A 20,543-nucleotide genomic window follows, 5' to 3' on the forward strand; every position below is an offset into this window, starting at 1 on the left:
GCACGAGGTGTTCATTACCATGTCGTCCTGGGTAATCTGTCGCGGCTGGTGAAACCCTCGCTGTTGGTGAGGCTGTGGTCATAGAGGCCCCAGTAGTGTCGCCCGTGGAGAACAAGGTAGTTTCACTGGATTGTGATGACTTTTCGAACGTTGGCGGTGGCGGCAGGATTGTGGTCGTCATGGTGCAGCACATGGGATGTGTGATAAGGGGAATCAGCATGCGAATCATTTCAGGCTATGCCCGCGGACGGACTATTAAAGCCCCCGCGGAAGGTACTCGGCCAACATCTGACCGGGCAAAAGAAGGACTTTTTTCATCACTCGGTGTCCGCTTTGGCTTCGACGGCGCCCGCGTCCTTGACCTATTCGCAGGCTCTGGAGCTCTGGGGCTAGAGGCAATATCCCGAGGAGCCGAGAGCGTCGTTTTCGTCGACACCGACGCCGGGGCCATCGATACGATCCGGGAGAACATTCGGCGGGTGGGAAATGTCAACGCGGACGTGGTCCGGCGCCCAGTTTCGAGCTATTTGGCTGGTGCCCCACAAGACTATTTCGACATAGTTTTCATTGATCCCCCCTATGCGTTGATCGACGACGCGGTTCATGACATCCTCGTCGGACTAGCTCCGCATGTGCGAGATGGGGCCGCAGTGGTCGTTGAGCGGTCATCGGCGAGTGCAGAAACCGCGTGGCCTCACGGATATGAACCGACAGGGCAGAAACTAAAAAAGCGGACATACGGTGCCGCACGCATGGACATGGCATCCTACACACGACCAGTCGAAGACGAGCACTAGGCTCCTTGTTGCGCGCACGACTCATTCGGCACAATCAATGTCAGAACACCGTTTCACACCATCGATTGACTCAATCGTCAAGCGACGTAGAGAGGAATCCGACGATGCACGTCGTCTGCCCCGGTTCTTTCGACCCCATTACGAACGGACACGTGGATATCATCGAGCGCGCCGCCGCTCAGTTTGAGCATGTCACCGTACTGGTCACCTATAACCCCAGTAAAAACGGGCTTTTCTCCGTCGAAGAACGACGCGGACTGATTGAAAAAGCCGTCGACCATTTACCTAACGTGACCGTCGACTCCTGGGATGACTTACTCGTGGCCTACACTACGACTCACCGGATCAGCGCATTAGTGAAGGGCCTACGTAGCTCACTCGATTATGCCTATGAGCTCCCCATGGCCCAGATGAACCGGTCACTGTCCGGCATTGACACTCTCTTCTTACTGACGACCCCCAAGTACGGCCATATCTCGTCGACATTATGCAAAGAAGTCGCACGTTACGGCGGTGACGTCTCTGGCCTGATGCCTGATCATGTCATCGAAGCGATGCGGAAGAAGATCGCTGACGAGTAACGCTGCGCCCAAGCAGCCAGCGTCGTGAGCCCCAGCTCCCTCAGGTGTGGCGCCGACATTGTGATCACCTCACCCAGCCTCGGGCGTGGCTTTCTGCAAAAAGTTGAAAATTCTGCCAAGCTGGTCATCATGTACAGAACTTTCGAAGGCATCGACGAACTCCTCCAAATGGTCGATCAGGCCTACGGCGTCCCCATGACGAGTAACTGTATGGTTCCGCGCCGGGAAGTCCTGGATCTGTTAGATGAAATTCGTAATGCGATACCAGCAGAAATGGACGATGCTCAGGACGTTTTAGATAAGCGCGACGGCATTATCGATGAAGCAACTGAACGTTCGCACTCGATGGTTGCCGACGCTGAGGCCGAAGCTCAGCGTGTGGTCGCTGATGCCCAGGAAAAATGCGATGCGATGATGAGGGATGCGGAAGATCGTGCGCATGGCATGGTTGCTCGTGCTGAGGATGAGGCGGACGCGATCGTCCAGGATGCTCGTCGTGAATATGATGAGGTCACGGGTAGGGCTGCTGCCGAAGCGGAGCGTTTGGTGGCCTCAGGTAATGAATCGTATGACCGTAGTGTTGATGAGGGTTTGAAAGAGCAGTCACGCTTGGTTAGCGAATCTGAAGTCGTACGAATGGCCAACGAGGAAGCGACTCGCGTTCGGGATGCTGCTCATGCTGATTCGGATAAGCTCCGTAGCGATTGTGATTTGTACGTTGACCAGAAATTGGCTGAGTTTGAGGAGTCCTTGACCTCGGTGTTGCGAACAGTGGGGAAGGATCGGGCTGCGCTTCGTGGTGGCGCTGGTATTTCTGGTGGTCGTACTCGCCCTGGTTCACGTGAACCACGTGATGACTATCGAACTCGTGACGCACGCCGCGGTTAGACCTCACTCAAGAGGACGTACAAGCCGCCGTGCATTACCATGGGCATCGTTATGGGAACCTCATATTCTAGCCAGAATAAATCAGCGCCACCGACGGGAAATAACCCTTTGTTTCTGGATGTGTCTGCGGTATCGCAGCACTCTGGGGCTGTCGAAACTATTGACACTGAAGGTGTTTCGCCAGCTCGCATCGGCCCAGAAATGATTGCTTTTGGTGTCGGCGCTCCGCTCTCTGTTCATGCCACCGTCACCAATGTTGGCGAAGGGCTCGTCGTGGATGCTGATATTTCCGGTCCGGGTGAGGCCGAATGTGTTCGGTGTCTAACTTCGCTTGAGCCTCAACTTTCATTCCACGTTAATGGCGTGTGGGCGTTGAGTGATACGTTCATTACCTCTGATGACGCGGCGGACAGCGATGAGGATGAGCCCACGCCGATGGTTCACGATAATCATGTGGATCTTACGCAGGCAGTCATCGACGAAGCTGGGGTATCGCTTCCGTTTTCTCCGACGTGTGAGCAGTTTGGATGCGAATGTGACTCCCAGACTCCTCAGCCTGACGGAGTCTCGGGTGAGGGCGAGACCGTCGATCCGCGGTGGGCAGGATTGCAGGACAAGCTGAAGGATCTGCAACAATAAAGCGTTCATATCTACGTGTTCCCCGTCCCGCTGGTAGCCGACGTCCGGGATACGTGTGGCGGTTGGTTGTCGTAGTTGGAAAAGTGGGAACGTGATGGCAAAGCAGTCGAAAAGTGCAAAGCAGGAGCGGTTAACGGGTGAGGAGGCGTGGAATCACGCGTTTTGTAGCGTGGATCATCAGCCGTTGCTGGATGGATTTGGCGTGTCGCTATCTGATGATGCGTTGCGCCTCGCGTTGACGCACCGGTCGTTCGCTAATGAAAACGGGATGCTGCCGAATAATGAGCGCCTGGAATTCCTTGGTGACGCCGTCCTCGGATTGTCGGTGGCCGAACGGTTGTACCTGGCTTTTCCTGAACGGACAGAGTCGGAAATTTCGAAGATGCGTGCCGGTGTTGTCAATATGTATGCCCTGGCCGACGTCGCTCGCGAAATCGGGCTGGGAGACCATATCGTGTTGGGCCGTGGCGAGCAGCTCACCAACGGGAAAGATAAGAATTCCATCCTGGCTGATACCACTGAAGCAATGCTGGGGGCGATCTATCTGGAGCATGGTTTCCAGACTGCGAAAGAGGTCATTCTCCGCCTCTTTGAGTCCAGGATTGAGGCAGCACCGACCGTTGGGTTGCATATGGACTGGAAAACTGGGTTGTTGGAGAAGATTGCTGGCCGTGGCTTAGGCGAGCCTGTGTATGAAACAACCTGTTCTGGGCCAGCTCATGATCCGCACTTTACCTCGACGGTCTCGTTGCGGGGCACAGTGTGGGGTCATGGGGAGGGTCATACTAAGAAAGAAGCAGAACATCATGCTGCGCGCGATGCTCATGACGCGTTGTAGTGAGTAGGTTACGGAGCCGGCAATCGTATAGCCATATATTTCAGGCATGTTAAATGTTGGTCAACCGACTCTATTGAGGGTGCCATAAATTCTTGATCACTCGGGTGGGGCCGTATGGTAGATCACCATGACAGCAATTGAGAACGCGGTGACGAGCTCCAGTGACGGGTTATGGACCGTCATCACGTGGGTGCTGTTGGCCGCAGGGATATGGTTCTGTTTCCGTACGGCCATCGTGCAAATTCGGATGGTACCGGAGATGTTTCGGTCCCTCGCAGAGAAGCCGAGTGAAATCTCGGAAAATAAAAAGGGAATTTCTGCCTTTAAGGCATTTACGATCTCTGCAGCGTCACGCGTCGGGACAGGAAACATTGCTGGTGTGGCAGTAGCCATTACCATTGGCGGGCCCGGAGCGGTGTTCTGGATGTGGCTTGTTGCCATTGTTGGTGGCGCCACTGCGTTTATCGAATCCACTCTTGCCCAGCTCTACAAAGTGAAAGACACGGATTCCTACCGTGGCGGCCCTGCGTATTACATCACCAAGGGATTAAACAAGAAGTGGCTCGCTGCGATCTTTGTCGTCGCTATTACTGTGACCTACGGGTTTGTGTACAACGCTGTGCAGTCGAACTCCATTGTTGATGCCATCACCGAGTCGACTGGGTCGGATGCGATGTGGTGGAAGGCTCTGCTGGGTGTGGCGTTGGCTGTGTTGACGGCTCTCGTCGTCTTCGGTGGAGTTCAGCGTATTGCGTCAGTGACCAACTGGCTTGTTCCCGTGATGGCTGTGCTCTATATCGTCACGGGTGCTGTCGTTGTTGCGGTGAATATCAATCAGGTACCACACATGTTTGCCGAAATTGTGACATCAGCGTTAGGGATTAAAGAGGTCGCAGGTGCAACGTTGGGCCAAGCCTTCATGTATGGCATTCGCCGGGGACTGTTTTCCAACGAGGCTGGCGAAGGGTCCATTCCTAATGCTGCAGCGACGGCGTCAGTGAGCCACCCGGTGAAACAGGGTCTTATTCAGACGCTCGGAGTATATTTTGACACAATCATTGTCTGTTCGATTACTGCGTTCATCATTTTGCTGAATAATCCGTCCTTCGGTGGTGGGGTCGAGTCTGCATCGTTGACACAGGATTCTGTGGCTGCTGCAGTGGGGCACTGGGGTGTTCACCTCGTCACTGTCATTATTTTCTTCCTTGCATTCTCCTCGGTCATCGGAAATTACTACTATGGCGAGTCAAATATTGAGTTCTTCACCAGAAGTCCCAAGGTGATGGTCGCGTACCGTCTCCTTGTGTGCTTGTGTGTCCTGGGGGGCTCTCTGGGCAAGGTTGGTATCGTGTGGGCCCTGGCGGATTTATTCGCGGGCGTCATGGTGGCTATCAACCTTGTGGCGATTATTCCGTTGGGTGGGGCGGCTATTGCGCTTCTCAAGAATTACCGTCACCAACGCAATCAGGGTTTGTCACCGGTGTTCCATCGTGATGATCTTCCGAATTTGCCGGGGCATGACAAGATTGAATGTTGGGATGGTAGCGATCCATTGACCATTCGGGGTGATGGACAAGAGGTCTATGGACGGCGTCCGGGGACTCCAGCGCCTCGTGTTCTCAAGCGGAAGGCGAGCGGTTCGCTTCCTGCACAATAGTGGCGCATGTGCGGTGAGGCTGAGGGGCATTGGTTCGGTGGGGTGGAAGATGGTCGATAATCTAAACGAAGGGATCCGCATGGGGGCGATGTTGTCAGGTGAGCCCGGCGGGTCTCATGATTCTGTCCGCGTGATCGCTTGGGTTCACGGACATGTTCAGGGTGTTGGTTTTCGTTGGTGGGTGCGAAGTCAGGCTCTAGAGTTGGGGCTCGTGGGTTCTGCGACAAATTACCCTGATGGTCGTGTCCTTGTGTGTGCTGAAGGGGGTCTTGGTCCTGCGGCCGAGTTGCTAGCTCGGCTACGGGAGGATCCGAGCTCGAGTCACCGTCCTGGTTCAGTTGATACTGTGCTGGATTCGTGGCATAGGCCACGTGGTGGGTACCGAGGTTTCGAGATCCGCTAACAAGTAGTTCGCTAATCGGAATATATTGAGTGGCATGTATCTGAAGTCGCTGACCCTAAAAGGATTCAAGTCCTTTGCTTCGTCGACGACGCTCAAATTAGAGCCCGGGATTTGTGCGGTCGTGGGTCCGAACGGGTCTGGCAAATCCAACGTCGTCGATGCTCTCGCCTGGGTCATGGGAGAGCAAGGCGCTAAGACGCTGCGTGGTGGCAGCATGGACGACGTCATTTTCGCCGGAGCTGGCTCCAGGAAGCCTTTGGGTAGAGCAGAAGTGACACTGACCATCGACAATTCCGATGGGGCCCTACCCATCGAATACTCGGAGGTCTCCATTACACGTCGTGTATTTCGCGATGGCGGTGGCGAGTACGAAATCAACGGGACGCGTGCCCGCTTAATGGATATTCAGGAATTGTTGTCCGATTCAGGTATCGGACGTGAAATGCACGTCATCGTTGGGCAAGGGCGTTTGGCCAGCATTCTGGAATCGAAACCGGAAGATCGTCGCGCATATATTGAAGAAGCAGCTGGGGTGCTGAAACATCGACGTCGGAAAGACAAAGCTCAGCGCAAACTTGCTTCCATGCAGGCTAATGTTGATCGTCTCCGTGACCTCGCCACTGAGCTTGAACGGCAGCTCAAGCCACTGGCAAAACAGGCAGAAGCAGCGCAACGAGCAGCGACAGTCCAATCAGACCTTCGCGATGCACGGCTCAACCTCGCAGCACATTCCCTGGCCACCGCGCGAGGTGAACTCATGGACCTTGCCAAGGAGGTTCACGAAGCACGAGCGAAAGAAGAAACGCTCACCGACAATCTTCATGAATGGCAGGGGCACGTCGATGAGCTTGAGCGTCGCGTTGGTGAGCTCGTGCCGCGGAGCGAGGCGGCACAACACCTGTGGTTTCGCTTATCATCGTTGTCCGAACGGGTTACTGCGACCGGCCGGATTGCCGCTGACAGAGCTACTTCGGGTGACGACGCCGAGGACTATCACGGCCCTGACCCCGACGATCTCGACGCGCGTGCGAGACAGGCCGCGGAACGGGAAGAAGCCACCGTTGCAGCACTCGAAGAAGCAGCAGAAACGCTAGAAACCATTCGCGAATGTGTCGAAGAAAAAGAGGACAAAGCCCATCAGGCCGAAAAAGAACATCTTGCGGCTCTACGAGCCGTCGCGGATAGGCGTGAGGGAGTAGCACGATTAGAGGCTGCAGAAGAATCTGCACGCCAACGCTTGGAGACAGCTCACGATGATCTCCGTCGCGCTACGGACGCTGTGGATGCCATTGTCCCAGAGTTGGCGCAAGCGACGAATGATGTTGATTCGGCACAGGCCGCACTCCACGCCCATGATGCGCAGGCGTCCTCGGTTCAGAACCGGGTCAGTGAGGCTGAACATGATGTTGCTGCTGCAGAATCCCGCCTTCGAGACCTTCGAGATACCGACCGTACCTATGAGCGTTCGATATCAGCTCTGCAATCGCGCATTGATACCTTGCAGACGACTGTCCGTCCCACTGATGGCGCCGCGTGGCTTCGCAAGAACACCTCGCTCGATTGGGGAGCTTTTGCCGACGTCGTCACCGTTGACCGTGGCTGGGAGACAGCATTGTCCGCGGTGTTAGGGGATGCTGCAGAGGCAATCACACTACATGGAGGCTCATCGGAAGGTATGGGGGCACTCGAGTCATTAGTGTCAGCTGATGCAGGGCACGCATGGCTCGTGGAAGAGTCACACAAAAAGACATGGCGCCTGACCGCTGACCTCCCAGGAGGTAGTACGTGGTTCTTGGACAAAATCACAGTTGACGACGCCTTCGCTCATGCATTGACCGGTCTCCTTGTCGACGTCGTTGCCGTCCCGTCTGTGGCGGTGGGGCGCGCGCTTGTCCGCGATGATGCACGGTTGCGGGCAGTAACCTCGTCGGGGATCGTGATCGGCTCGGGGTGGATGCGTGGTGGATCTGGAGGTGCGACCTCTGTTGATGTGAAATCTTCCATCGAGCAAGCCAGGGAAGAACTCGCCGAGTACACCGCGAAGTCGACCGATCTTGCTGGTGCGATCGACGGTGCAGAGACGACAGTGCATGACCGTCGTGACGCACTGGGTGCTGCTCGCGCGGCACAGTCCGAATTCACAGTGATGACATCGAACCTCCGCGAGCGCGTCGTGACGGCCGAGGCAGCTATGCACCGTCTCAAGAATGAGCTGCAGCAGGCACAAGGTCATCGGGCTCATGCCGAAGCGCGGATCGACAACATTCACGCAGAGTGTGCGGATCTGGCTGATCGCCGCTTGCGGATGGATGCGGAATCCGTGGGTGAGAACATAGAGTCCGATGAGCTCTCGACGGCAGCCCGGGATCAGGCACATGAGGAACTCACCCAAATCCGAGCGATGGAGACGGAAGCGCGGTTAGCGTTGCGCAGCGCAGAAGAACGTGCAGCTGCTATCAAGGGGCAAGCAGATCGGCTCCGCCGTCAGGCCGAGCATGAGCGTGATCATCGACGGCGTCATGACGAGGCACAGCGTGCACGTCACCATGCCCGGCAACGTGCGGCGCACATTGCGGCCTGGTGTGACGACCTTGTGAAACGTGTGGAGGTTGCTGTTCAGACTGCGGCTAATGAACGTGATGCCCTCCACGCGAGAGTCTCGGAAGCCACCTCGCAGCGGTCCCGTGCACGAGATGCTGTCAGCGAGATCACTGGTCAGCGTGAACGTGCGTTGCAGATAACCCACGATATGGACGTTAAGCGCGAAGCCGCCGCGGTGCGGGTAGAACAGGCCGAGAGGCACATCCGTGAACAGTTGGGCCTTAACCCAGATGATGTTCTCTCGAGTCAAGATCTCACACATTTTGACCGTGCTGCCGAGGAAAAACGGTTATCGTCGGCTGAGCGAGCATTAAAACAACTGGGCAAAGTCAATCCCCTTGCACTGGAGGAATATAAAGCACTCGAGGAACGCTATTCTTTCCTATCGACCCAGCTCATGGATGTTGAGAAGGCACGGCAGGACTTGCAGGGGGTCATTAAGGACGTTGATGCCACCATTCTGCAGCTCTTCACGGATGCGTGGTTAGATGTCCAGGTGGAGTTCCCCCGGGTGTTTCACACCTTGTTCCCGGGTGGGGAGGGGCGACTTTCTCTGACGGACCCCGATGACATGCTAGGAACTGGTATTGAAGTGCATGCCCGCCCACCGGGAAAGAGAGTAACGCGACTGTCGTTACTGTCGGGTGGGGAGAAATCATTGACAGCACTAGCCTTACTCGTGGCTATCTTCCGCGCTCGACCATCGCCGTTCTATGTCATGGATGAGGTGGAAGCTGCGTTAGATGATGTGAATCTTCGTCGTTTGATTGCGCTGTTTGAACAGCTTCGAGAGGATTCGCAGCTCATCGTCATTACCCACCAAAAACCAACGATGGATACTGCCAACGTGCTCTATGGGGTGACGATGCGCGGTGATGGAGTGACCCGTGTAATCTCTCAACGAATGAGCCCACAATCTAGGCCCGTGGGCGACGATGTCAGTGCCAGCTCATCGGAATCGTTGTGAATCCCAGATAGTGTTCGGGCTGGACTCATCGTGTAGGCACAGTCATGTCATGGAAAGGACTACTTAGTTGTCAGGCGTCTCCGCCCCTACGAGTTTTATTGCTGATCCCGCTGACCCGTTGTTGGGGTGGGCGTCGACGACGGAGTTGGAGTTGTCGCGGCAGCTCTCGGATGTCGATTTTGCTGTCTCGGTCAACCTCAGTGGTGATGAGATGGAGCGGTTAGACCGTTTCTGGGGCCGTTTTGTCACGAGACAGGTTTCCGCTGGGGCTGAGCTTTCTGCTGTTCTGGAGGCGTGTCCAGCGATGGTGGCGACGACGTTGGTCGGCCGTGCCGGTCGAATTGCTGATTTGAGCAATTTTGATGTGGAGTATTGGGCTGGGCTTGGGGTGCCTATGGAGCTCGCTGAGCATTTTTATGGGTGCTTTGATGGTCGCATCTCGGATGTGTTGACTCGCGCGGGACTTGATCCTATGGATATTGCGGCCTCGGGGTCGGATGGAGAGTTGGGGCGTCTCCTTTTGCATGCCACCATTCCAGCGGGGTGGATTCCAAGTCTGATTGCGTTAATCGATGAGGATCCCGATTTAGTCACGGGTGAGTCGTTGGTAGAGCATTTCGTTGATGTTTCACCAACGCGTCAATTGGGGCCTTTGTGTTCGTTGGCCCCAGAACGGGCTGCCCGACTGTTCGATGATGTGATTGAGTTTTACCGGTGGGTCGCTGAGAATCCTTATGAGGTTGATCGGTGGGCTGAGTGGGGCGTGGGTGAGGATGGCTCTTATCGTGTGCCGTTGTTGATTCTTGAAGATCTTGTCGATGAGTTACGAGAACGTCCAGCGGGTACGGTGGATCGTTTGTCGACGGTGGGGACAGCGCCATGGGAGTCGTCACCGCGTCTGGTCTATGACGTGAATCGTGATCGTGTGGTCTTGCGCCTTCCTCAGTTGCCGTTGGATGAAACGGTTGTTGAGCTGCGGTGGCGGGTATCTATTGATGGAGATGTCGCCGAGTATCGCACGGGCTATGACAATGATACCGATGGGTTTTCTGAGATTCTTGATGTGCCGGTGCGTAAGGCGGCGCGTGAGATTGTCGTTAAAGAGGTAGTTCGGCGGGTGTCGTGGACGGTTCCAGTTTTGTCAGAGCCGTTCTTAGCGTTCACGATGCGGGGCCACAATGTGACAAGCAAAGTATCTTTCCATCATGCGGATGTGATTGTGGTGTCGCCTGATGATGCAGAGATTTTAGACTCGGTTCGTGAGACTCCTTTGCCGACGGATGACGGTGTAGAGCTCCGTGGGTGGAATGGATGGATTGCGCGAACAGTTGATCTCAACGATGCCGCGTCCTTTCAGGTGCGGCGACCGGGTGATCCTACCGGTACGACGCTTCGGAGTGTTGATCCTCGTCAGCGGGTAATTTTCTCTGAGGGGGAGGTATGTCCGCATGTTCGGTCGGTCTCTGGGCTACCCGTGCATTCTGAAAGTTTGATGGCAGAGTTTCCCGCGACCCTGTCGGGATCAGATGAGACGTGGTACTTGTCTATCTCATCTTATGCTGGGCCAGGGCAGGCGGGTGTGGAGGTGACACCGTCGGAGCCTGTTGACGTGCCTGCTGAGGGTGGTGCTGTCTACGTATTTGATCCTGACCTGTATGAATCGCCGTGGACAGGGGAGTATATCGTCCGTTTGAGGGGTCCACGGAATGAATCTTTCCGGCATCGGTACGCAATTGTTCAAGGTTTAGTGACCTCCTTGGAGGAGACTCATGGCTTCCGTATTCCGGTTGCTGGTGGCCTGTCACCGAGAATGGTGACTCTTGCGACAGAGAAGCCTGCGGCTATTGATCCACATCCAGTTGATGTCGTTGCGGACTCCGCCCGTGGTGCGGCGACTGTGAGCACTGATGATGGTGATTTGCTCCCGATTGTCGTGACGCCTCCGCGGTTACGTTTTCAAGTTCCACTCACGGGGGAAGAGGCTCGATGGAGGTCAACGCCGCTTGTGTGCGCGGGTTCTGAGCTCAATGGTGGGATGTTCTTGCGTGTTCGTACCGGAAGCGAACTTGAGAAACCGGTGATTACTGCACGCAATCATCATGGCGCCCCGGTTCGGACAAAGAAGATGATTACGTGGGATGGGATGACGTGGCGTGTGCCGTTGAAGGATTTCGCTTCATCGTTGGCAACCCAGTCGGGGGGAAGTATTGAGTTGAGCTGGGTCGATGATGAGACCCGCAGAAGTACCTCGGTACGCCTTGTCACGGTCGCGCCAACGCCTGAGTGGAAGATCGACCGTCGTGACGATACTTTGGTGGTGTCGGCGGATAGAGCGTCCGGGGATGAGACGTCAGTTGCGGTGGTTAAGGGCTCACCGGATGGTCGGCCGTTGGGGTTGTGGTTGTGGCCGACGACGGCTCCGTGGCGCCGGGCTCTTAGTATTCGTGTGAGTGATGGCGAAGCGATTGTTCCTGAGGAACTTCGCAATGTGGGGCCATTGGTGGTTCAGGTTTATTGTGCGGATGTCAGTGAGGATTTACGTGCTCCTGCCCGGCCGGGGCCGCAATCTGTTGTTGTGGATCAACCCGGGTATGCGACGGGGCACGGTCTCGATTCATTGAGCGCGTTCCTGGCGGGCGAATCTAAAAATATTGAGGGCGGTGCGGAGACCTTTAGTTTGCTATGGGATTTGCAAGCTGGCTGGATATCTGATTCCCGGGCGTTTAATTTGCTGCCTCGTGGTGCGGAAATCGCCCGAGATGCGTTTTTGTCGCAGCCGAGTGTGGCGTTGGTTGGTTTGTCGTTGTCGTTAGTCGATGCAGCGAAACGCCCGAGTGTGTTCATTTCGAGTGGGCTTGTTCGTTCAGCTTTTGATTCCGATGACATTGATGCTGAGTCGTTTACATTGCAGGGCGAGAATACTCCGTGGCTTGGGGCATTAATCGCATTGGCGGAGGCTGAGCGTTGGGATGTAGCGGTTGCTGCGTTGGAAGAAGCTGGGGAGGCGTCGACGGATCGTGGCGGTCTGGCTTCTGGTGTATCAGAATCTGATATGACTCCTGCTCAAGCACGTGATCGGGCCTTGGAGAAGGTTGATTCGTTGGTCGGTCGTCGTGCAGTAGAAGCTTTTACGACGGGGCGGGATCAGAGTTTGGATAACGCCTGCTTGGATCCGACCACTGTGCATATTGCTCGTATGCCGGATGCTCAGCAGAAAGTGATTTTGCAGCAGTTTTTGGATGGTGCGGGTATCATGCCGGGTCTTATTAGTGATGATAATTCGCGGTTGTTGGCGGTCTTGGAGACGTTCTCTCATCGTGAGGAATTAACTCAGCTGTTGGGGGAAGAAGATTTGATGGTGACTGCGGCTAAATTGCTGAAGCGGATTCGGCACAGTAATCGGCAGTTGTATGCGGCGGCACGCGTGCGGTTTGACCGTTTGGAAGGTGTTGATACTGAATCGGTTGATAACCGGTGGGCGCTCGCGCCGATCATTTCGTTGGTTTTTGCCCTCGCGGCACGTTTGGAGGCTCATGGTGCCGGGCGGATGGGGGCGTTGTCGCCGCAAGCTGTGGCCGGGTGGGCCCGTGTGGCTGAGCTCTTGCCGGATCTTGTTGCCGGTGACATTGTCTCCGCTGATGCCATGGTGTTGGGAGTGGTCGGCCACAAAAAGAAGTAGTTGGTGGGTGGGCTGTCGGTCTTTCTTCATAAGGGCCGATGGTTACTGACATAATGGCCATTATGTCTCCTGTTGTGTTGTGGACCATTGTCGGTGTTGTCGTTGTTGTGGTGCTGGTTGCACTCCTGATTCTTCTTGGGTTGCACCGGCGCAAAAAGAATACGGTGTCGTTTGCGAGTACGGCGGATGATGCTGAAGAGAAGCAGCGGCCTGATTCAGGCAACTATGAGGCTAAAGGTGGGTTCAATTTTTCCTCGGGGCCGGCGGCTGCGCATAAGCCGTCGCAGGCTGACATTGTTGCCGGTGATTTTGGCCAGACAGGGCGACGTACGGTGGCCGAGCCAGGTGATCGTGTGTCGGTGGGTGATACTGCCAAAGCAGCGGGTGAAGAATCCGAGTCGCTGAGTAGTACCGTGGCTAGGAGGGAACCTGGTGGGGGGTCAGAGGGGTCGGACGGTGCAGGTGGTTGCAAAAACCTTGAGGCCGGTGCGGGCGTTGTTACTAGTGACACGGTGGCCGCGGAGGAGGACTCCGCACACGCACAGGAATGTGAGTCCGATGCCAAGGATGCAACGGCGCCTGGTTTTTCTTTCCCGGTGCGAGAGCCCGATGAGGTAGTTGCCACGGAGGATACGTCGGATGACGATGCAGGTGACGATCATGCTCGTACGGAGGGCGGTCGTGCTGATGAGGGCGTCAATGACGTACGTGGAACAGGGGTTGCTTCTGCGGATGCCAGTGTTGCAGTGGATGCTGAGCGGGCGGCGGGTGACGATGCGCATGACTATGAGGTGGATGCGTCAGTGGATGAGTCCGTTGACGATGGTGCCACTGATAGTGACGGTGAGTATCCCGAGAAGGTTGCCGTTGCTGACGTGTCAGCCCCTGTTCAGGGAACGGATGCTCCTGCGCCGGTGGATGGTCGGCTTCATCGTTTGCGTGGTCGATTGTCTCGTTCTCACAATGCAATCGGTAAGAGTGTGTTGGGAATTCTTGGTGGCGGTGACCTTGATGAGGATGCGTGGGAGGATATTGAAGATACACTTCTCATGGCTGATTTGGGTACACCTGCCACGATGAAAGTTGTTGATGCTTTGCGTGAAAAGATTGCATCTCATGGGGTGTCGTCAGAGCAGGAAGCTCGTGCATTGCTCCGGCAGGCGTTAATTGAGTCGTGCCATCCCGAGTTGGATCGGTCTATTCGCGCGATGCCGTATGACGGTAAGCCTGCTGTCATTCTCGTTGTTGGTGTTAATGGGACGGGAAAGACGACGACTGTCGGGAAGTTGGCGCGTGTGTTGACGGCGATGGGGCATAGGGTGGTGTTGGGCGCAGCGGATACGTTCCGTGCTGCGGCTGCTGATCAGCTTGAAGCATGGGGGAGCCGGGTCGATGCTCGTACGGTCCGTGGGGCTGAAGGTGCTGATCCTGCTTCGGTGGCGTTTGACGCTGTGGCTGTTGGCGTTGCGGAGAAGGCTGATGTTGTTGTCGTCGACACTGCTGGTCGGCTTCATACTGAGAACAACTTGATGGATCAGTTGGGTAAGGTCAAGCGTGTCGTCGAAAAGAAAGCTGTGGTTGATGAGGTTCTTCTTGTTCTTGATTCCACGGTTGGTCAAAATGGTGTGATGCAGGCGCGGATTTTCGCGGAGACTGTGGACATCACTGGGGTGGTATTGACCAAGCTTGATGGTACCGCGAAAGGTGGGATCGTTTTCCAGGTGCAGGAAGAGCTTGGAGTTCCTGTGAAGATGGTGGGGCTGGGTGAGGGGGTCGATGATTTAGCCCCGTTTGAAGTCGACGGGTTTGTTGATGCGCTTTTGGGATAGGTGAGCTGCCGACCGGGTTTGGCTCGGATGTGTCGAAAGAGGCCCGGTGGTAGCGATTTAATTTATTCTGGAAAAATAAATAGTTGTGTAGTTTTTTGCTGTGAAACACTATATCGTGTGTAAGCGAAGTACCCTATGACTGCTGCTCATGTAGTCATCAACGAGGTAGTGTGAGGTTACTCGGCCCATGCTACCTCGATGTAAGGGCTCTTGTACTGCTTTGCAGAGGAATATGCCATTGTACGTAGACTCCTATCGGAAAAGAAAAGATGTGAAATGTCCCTAGCTAAGAAGCTTTCTGCCCTCGTGGGTGTTGTTGCAGTTGGTGGTGGTGTAGCGGTCGTAGCTCAGCCCGCTGAAGCTGACGGGGAGCCAAACATTGTTTTGTTAGGTGATTCATACATGGCCACCCCTAATCAATGGTCGCTCATTAACGATCATATCCAAGCGGCGGTTCCTTTCGCGCCGCGAGTTGCTCCTCCGACGGGAACATCTGCAGCAGGATGTCCGCAAGATCAGCATAATGTTGGTGATGCTTTGCGGGCTATTTCCGGTAAAAAGGTTGATAATTATGCTTGTTCAGGAGCTACTCTCACGGAGCTTCCTTTTATAGGAAACCTCAACCCTAACCGTCTTGATACTTTGGTTACTAAAGCCATTGATAATGGTGCTTTGAATGCGAATACCCAGGCTGTTCCGATTCTCATCGGTTTGAACGATTTTTATCAGACTGGTTATGGGTGGAGCGTGAACCCTGAGGATCCACCTCATGAGAGTGCTGCTGCAGCAGAGCTGGACCGGCAATCTCAGCGTATTCGTCAAGCGGCACCAAACGCTAAACTCATCTACTTGTCGTACCCGCAGGTGACGGCACCAGTTGCACCGAACTGGTTATGCCTGGTTCAGGCAGGTGATTTCCGCCCACTCAATACGTTGGGATTCGGCTATCAGAATTCTTTCAATATTGTGAAGCGTCAACAGTCGGGAGCGGCAGAACGCAACGGCGGTACGTATATCGATATGGTGGAATCGACGGCTGATCACAGCACGTGTGCACCTGGCCGTGAGAATTGGGTCGCGGGCATTATTCAGGCCAATGGTAATAACGCAGCGATGGCTATGCATATGACGGATCAAGGTGTCGACAATATGGCGCAGCAGATCAACTCACGGCTGTAGGGGCCAGTTGTCACTCTTTCTCCTGATCGACGAGGCGTGATCCCTGGGTGGTATATCTACCTGGGGATTTTGTGTGTGGGGGTGATACCGCGAGATGGGGGTGGCCGCGGTAGTGTGGGTTTTGCACTGGTAGCTGTCATGGAGGTGAAATAATATTGACTTTATTTCACATGATTGAAACCTGATGCTCTGTTGGTTGAAACATAGGGTGGGCATACTTGTGAATTGGCTGGATAGTGACGCCGGTGGCGTGATCGTATCTGATGTGTTGCCATCGGTGTGATATGTGATAGCCAGGTGTAGTCATTGCCTATGGCCAGGGCACCCGATGGGTACGTGATGGTGTGAGCGTGCATTCTGCGTTCCTCTGTATCCAACGATGTCCTGCGAGAGGAATCCTTATGCTCGCTGACTGTGTGGTGTGTGCAGGTTCGACGTCTGACACTGTAGCGAGTGTCGGTAATTCGGCATGGATGCTTGTGAGTGCTTCATTTGTTGTGCTCATGATCCCGGCTGTCGCGTTCTTTTACGGTGGTATGTCGCGGCAAAAATCAACATTAAACATGATGATGATGTCGTTTGGTGCGCTTGGTGTAGTCGGCGTTATCTATGTGTTGTGGGGATATTCAATGTCGTATTCCAGTACGGATTTTGCTGGGGTACTCGCGAGTCCTGTCACTAATTTTGGGTTGCGTGGGATTGTGTCGGAGGACGGGTCGTCGTACCCCGTCGGTAAAAATGGGTACCCAGAAATTATTGATGTTGCCTTCCAGCTCGCGTTTGCTGCTATTACTGTTGCGCTAATCTCGGGAGCGCTTGCTCACCGAGTGAAATACTCGACGTGGCTTGTGTTTTCGGGTGTGTGGGTAACGATCGTCTTTTTCCCATTAGCTCACATGGTGTGGGGCGGCGGCTTGTTGTCTGGTGCTGAGGACAGCATTGCTTCCCGGCTGTTCGGGACGACCACGGACGGTAGCGTGAGAGTAGCAAAAATTCCTCCCGTCGATTTCGCCGGTGGCACCGTCGTTCATATCAGTGCTGGTGCCGCTGGTCTCGTGCTAGCTCTGATCGTGGGTCGGTCTCGGGACTTCTTAACGGCTCCGCAGCGTCCCCATAATCTTCCTTTGACCATGATCGGAACCGCTCTCTTGTGGTGTGGTTGGTTCGGCTTCAATGCAGGATCAGCCTGTGCTGCTGATGGAAATGCTGCGCTTGCGTGGATTAATACGACGGTTGCTGCGTGTGCTGCCATGGTGGCGTGGCTTGCAGTTGAGCGTGTGCGTGATGGCTATGGCACGTCATTAGGTGCAGTATCCGGTGTTGTTGCTGGACTAGTTGCGATTACGCCAGCGTGTGGTGATGTGACGCCGGTCATGTCGATCATTCTTGGTGCTGTGGCAGGAGTGATTTCCGCTTATGGAGTTGGGCTTAAGTTTAAGCTGAAATTTGATGACTCATTAGACGTCGTCGGTGTCCACTTGCTCTCCGGTCTGTGGGGGACAATTGGTGTGGGGCTTTTTGCAAAAAATCATGCGGGACTGGTGACTGGGGGCGGTGTGGACGGCCTTCGTTTGCTCATTCTTCAATTAGTGATAGCGGGTGCGGCGATGATGTTTACGGCGATAACGACGGCCGTTATTGGGTATGCTCTTGCATTCACCGTGGGGTGGCGTATCGATGATTCGGATGAATGTGACGGCATTGACATCGTGATGCATCGGGAGTCGGCATATGACATGGCGGGAAGCGGTTTTCGGTAGCGTGGGTGGTTGAAATCGCGGGTGCTGCTCAGAGAATATGCGGTACGTTAGGAGATAGGTGTGAAGCTCGTCACTGCGATTGTGAAGCCATTTACACTGACCGATATTAAGGAGTCTCTGGACGACATCGGTGTACGTGGAATGACGGTCACTGAGGTTCATGGTTGTGGACAGCAAAAAGGCCACACTGAGGTATATCGCGGCGCCGAATATTCAGTGGACTTCGTGTCAAAGATCAAGGTTGAGATTGTTGTGGCTGATCATTTTTATTCCGATGTTGTGGACGCAATAATCTCGGCATCCCGTACCGGGAAGATCGGTGACGGGAAGATATGGGTGACTCCGGTTAACGACGTTGTACGAGTACGAACAGCGGAACATGGTGAGGGCGCTGTATAACAAAGTGAACATGCCACAAGAAGGGTATGGATCTACTTCGGTGAGATGTCGATCGAGAGCGTCGTCAGGAGAAAACATAGTGTCGTCGACGGGTGTGTGCCCATCGCCAGCATCGGTGCGAGCATCAGTGACAGCATCGTTCGACGAACTGTTGTGCCGTTCCGAACTTCCTGACGGTTTTGCATTGTGCGCCACGGGATCTTTCGCCCGGCGTGAGATGACCTCGTACTCGGACGTGGATGTCACTCTTCTTCACGCTGACGGGATGACACCGGATGTGGTTGCGTGCGTGGCGGAATCGGTGTGGTATCCGTTGTGGGACCGTCATGTTCACCTTGATCATTCCGTGCGGACGGTGTCAGGGATGGCGGCTACAGCGTCGACGGATATTACTGCGGCACTATCGCTGTTAGATCTGCGGTTCATCACCGGGGATGTTGATCTGGCTCAGACAGCGAAGGCGACAGTGCTGGCCGACTGGCGAGCAATGATTGCGAAGCGTTTCGATTCCTTAGTGTCTGCGGCAGCATCCCGGTGGCACCGCTCTGGATCAGTGGTGGCAATGACACGACCAGATATTAAGCATGGACGTGGGGGGCTCCGGGATGCGCAGCTTCTCCGGGCACTGGCATTAGCTCAAGTCGCAGATGCATCGATTGTGGATGATGACTACGGACTGCTGTTGGATGTCCGTACGCTTTTGCATGATTCAATGCGCCGCTCACGTGACATTCTGGAACCTGAGTATGCGGCGGATATTGCTGTTGCAATGGGGCATGATCATCGATATACGTTGTCAGAGGACATTGCTGCGGCTGCACGGAACATTGATACTGCGTTGACGACGGGCTTGTCGACGGCACGGTCGGCAATTGCGTCGCGGACGGCTCTTCGTCGGCCGATTCGTCGTCCCCTTGATGAGGGTGTGGTCGACCATGACGGTCAAATTGCGTTAGCTAAATCGGCGGTGATGGATGACCCTGGTTTGCCGTTACGTGTTGCGGCGACGGCAACGAGAACCGGGCTTCAGGTGGGGGAGGCCGTATGGGGTCGGTTGGCATCATGTCCGCCGTTACCTGAGCCATGGCCGCCGTCGGCGCTATCTGATTTTTGTGCGGTGCTCGCAGGCGGGCGCCGGACGAATGATGTTGTCGAGGCGATGGACCGTCATGGTTTGTGGGAGCCATTAGTTCCTGGATGGCGGCGTATTCGTGGGGTGATGCCCCGTGAACGTAACCATGTGTTGACGCTGGATAAGCATGCGTTAGCTGTGGTGGCCGAGGCGGCAGAAAACTCTATCCATGTGCCGCGGCCAGATCTTCTTCTCCTTGCTGCGTTGTATCACGATGTCGGCAAAGTGTCAGATGGTGAGGAGGACTCTGAGGACCATAGTGTTGTTGGAGCTCGAATCGTGAAGGCTGCGGCGTATCGTATGGGGTTGAACCCAGGTGATTGTGCAGTGCTTGAATCGGTGGTTCTCCATCACACGGAGCTGATGTACCGTGCATTGAATCGGGATCCTGACGACCCAGCGACAGCAGGTGAGTTGGTTGATCGTCTTGATGGCAATCCATTGACATTGGATCTTCTCGAGGTTTTGACGGGGTGTGATGCTCGTGGGACTGGGCCATCCGTATGGACACCGAGGGCGGCTGCGTCTGTGCATAGGCTTGCGAGGATAGCCCGTTCTCAGATGCGCATTTCTCCTGTCCGGCATCCTGATTGTTCCGCTGAGGTGGTGGATCTTAAGGAGACCGATGAGACGATAGAAATCCAGGAAGAACAGCATTTTTGGCGGCTGATTCTCGATGATGATGCTCCTGATGCATTGCAGCGTGCGGTTCAACTGATGTGTGATCGTCGGTGGCACATTGTGCATGCACGCATTATGTGTGACGAACCGATGGATGACGGTTTGACTCAAACGGTTGCGATGTTTGCGGTGCATCCCGTTCATGAAGGGAAACCAGATAACGCGGTCCTTCGCTCACTTTATGCACAACAGGTGGCGAGAGAAATTCGTCTCCCTTTCACGAAAGATGATGCTGACCTTGTGTGGAATGGAGATATCTTAGAAATTCGAGCGCGGGATCGTCGTGGTGTTGTCGCGGCCGTGATTGGAGCGTTACCAGAGCTTCGGTGGGCGACAATCTCGACCTTTGCCGATACGGTTGTTGATCGATTCTGTGTGAAGCCGGGGATGACACGACAAGAGAAGAACGCTGCTGTCTTGCGGATCCGGCGTGCCTTGGGGGACTGACATCGTTATTCAGCGGTGATAAACAGTCCTGCGACACGGGCCGTACTTTTGCTGGTTTCTCCGTGA

Annotated in this window: 14 protein-coding genes; all 14 read left to right on the top strand. The window is 55.0% G+C overall.

Annotated elements, in window-relative coordinates:
- The first annotated feature begins 218 nt into the window (after window positions 1-218).
- A complete protein-coding gene (gene rsmD, locus V5S80_RS02295; RefSeq protein ID WP_395169120.1) occupies window positions 219-797 on the top strand; it encodes a 16S rRNA (guanine(966)-N(2))-methyltransferase RsmD in 579 nt (192 codons plus the stop codon).
- Between the two features lie 104 nt (window positions 798-901).
- Entirely contained in the window at window positions 902-1,378 is a 477-nt protein-coding gene (gene coaD, locus V5S80_RS02300) for a pantetheine-phosphate adenylyltransferase (RefSeq protein WP_395169121.1), read from the top strand.
- Window positions 1,379-1,507: 129 nt separating this feature from the next.
- On the top strand, window positions 1,508-2,266 hold the full coding sequence (locus V5S80_RS02305) for a DivIVA domain-containing protein (protein WP_395169122.1): 759 nt from the start codon (window positions 1,508-1,510) through the stop codon (window positions 2,264-2,266).
- Between the two features lie 39 nt (window positions 2,267-2,305).
- Window positions 2,306-2,905, top strand: coding sequence for a YceD family protein (locus tag V5S80_RS02310; RefSeq protein ID WP_395169123.1), 600 nt, complete (start codon window positions 2,306-2,308; stop codon window positions 2,903-2,905).
- Window positions 2,906-2,999: 94 nt separating this feature from the next.
- Complete coding sequence (rnc, locus tag V5S80_RS02315; RefSeq protein ID WP_395169124.1) at window positions 3,000-3,743, top strand: ribonuclease III; 744 nt, start codon at window positions 3,000-3,002, stop codon at window positions 3,741-3,743.
- Between the two features lie 127 nt (window positions 3,744-3,870).
- Window positions 3,871-5,400, top strand: a complete 1,530-nt coding sequence (locus V5S80_RS02320) for an alanine/glycine:cation symporter family protein (RefSeq protein ID WP_395169125.1) — start codon at window positions 3,871-3,873, stop codon at window positions 5,398-5,400.
- Window positions 5,401-5,488: 88 nt separating this feature from the next.
- On the top strand, window positions 5,489-5,803 hold the full coding sequence (locus V5S80_RS02325; RefSeq protein ID WP_395169421.1) for an acylphosphatase: 315 nt from the start codon (window positions 5,489-5,491) through the stop codon (window positions 5,801-5,803).
- A 34-nt stretch (window positions 5,804-5,837) separates the two neighbouring features.
- Window positions 5,838-9,371, top strand: a complete 3,534-nt coding sequence (smc, locus tag V5S80_RS02330) for a chromosome segregation protein SMC (protein ID WP_395169126.1) — start codon at window positions 5,838-5,840, stop codon at window positions 9,369-9,371.
- 67 nt (window positions 9,372-9,438) lie between these two features.
- A complete protein-coding gene (locus V5S80_RS02335) occupies window positions 9,439-13,050 on the top strand; it encodes a hypothetical protein (RefSeq protein WP_395169127.1) in 3,612 nt (1,203 codons plus the stop codon).
- A 62-nt stretch (window positions 13,051-13,112) separates the two neighbouring features.
- Window positions 13,113-14,879 (top strand): signal recognition particle-docking protein FtsY, encoded by a 1,767-nt coding sequence (ftsY, locus tag V5S80_RS02340; RefSeq protein WP_395169128.1) that lies wholly within the window; start codon window positions 13,113-13,115, stop codon window positions 14,877-14,879.
- A 276-nt stretch (window positions 14,880-15,155) separates the two neighbouring features.
- Window positions 15,156-16,058, top strand: coding sequence for a GDSL-type esterase/lipase family protein (locus V5S80_RS02345; RefSeq protein WP_395169129.1), 903 nt, complete (start codon window positions 15,156-15,158; stop codon window positions 16,056-16,058).
- A gap of 401 nt (window positions 16,059-16,459) precedes the next feature.
- The gene (locus V5S80_RS02350; RefSeq protein ID WP_395169130.1) at window positions 16,460-17,818 is read left to right on the top strand and encodes an ammonium transporter; all 1,359 of its coding nucleotides are present in this window, start codon (window positions 16,460-16,462) and stop codon (window positions 17,816-17,818) included.
- A 60-nt stretch (window positions 17,819-17,878) separates the two neighbouring features.
- Entirely contained in the window at window positions 17,879-18,217 is a 339-nt protein-coding gene (locus V5S80_RS02355; RefSeq protein ID WP_395169131.1) for a P-II family nitrogen regulator, read from the top strand.
- 79 nt (window positions 18,218-18,296) lie between these two features.
- Window positions 18,297-20,477: a [protein-PII] uridylyltransferase gene (locus tag V5S80_RS02360; RefSeq protein ID WP_395169132.1), complete on the top strand. Its 2,181-nt coding sequence runs from the start codon at window positions 18,297-18,299 to the stop codon at window positions 20,475-20,477.
- The last annotated feature ends 66 nt before the right edge of the window (window positions 20,478-20,543 follow it).

It is taken from the genome of Corynebacterium sp. PCR 32 (assembly GCF_037464985.1).
GTDB classification, from domain to species: Bacteria; Actinomycetota; Actinomycetes; order Mycobacteriales; family Mycobacteriaceae; genus Corynebacterium; species Corynebacterium kroppenstedtii_D.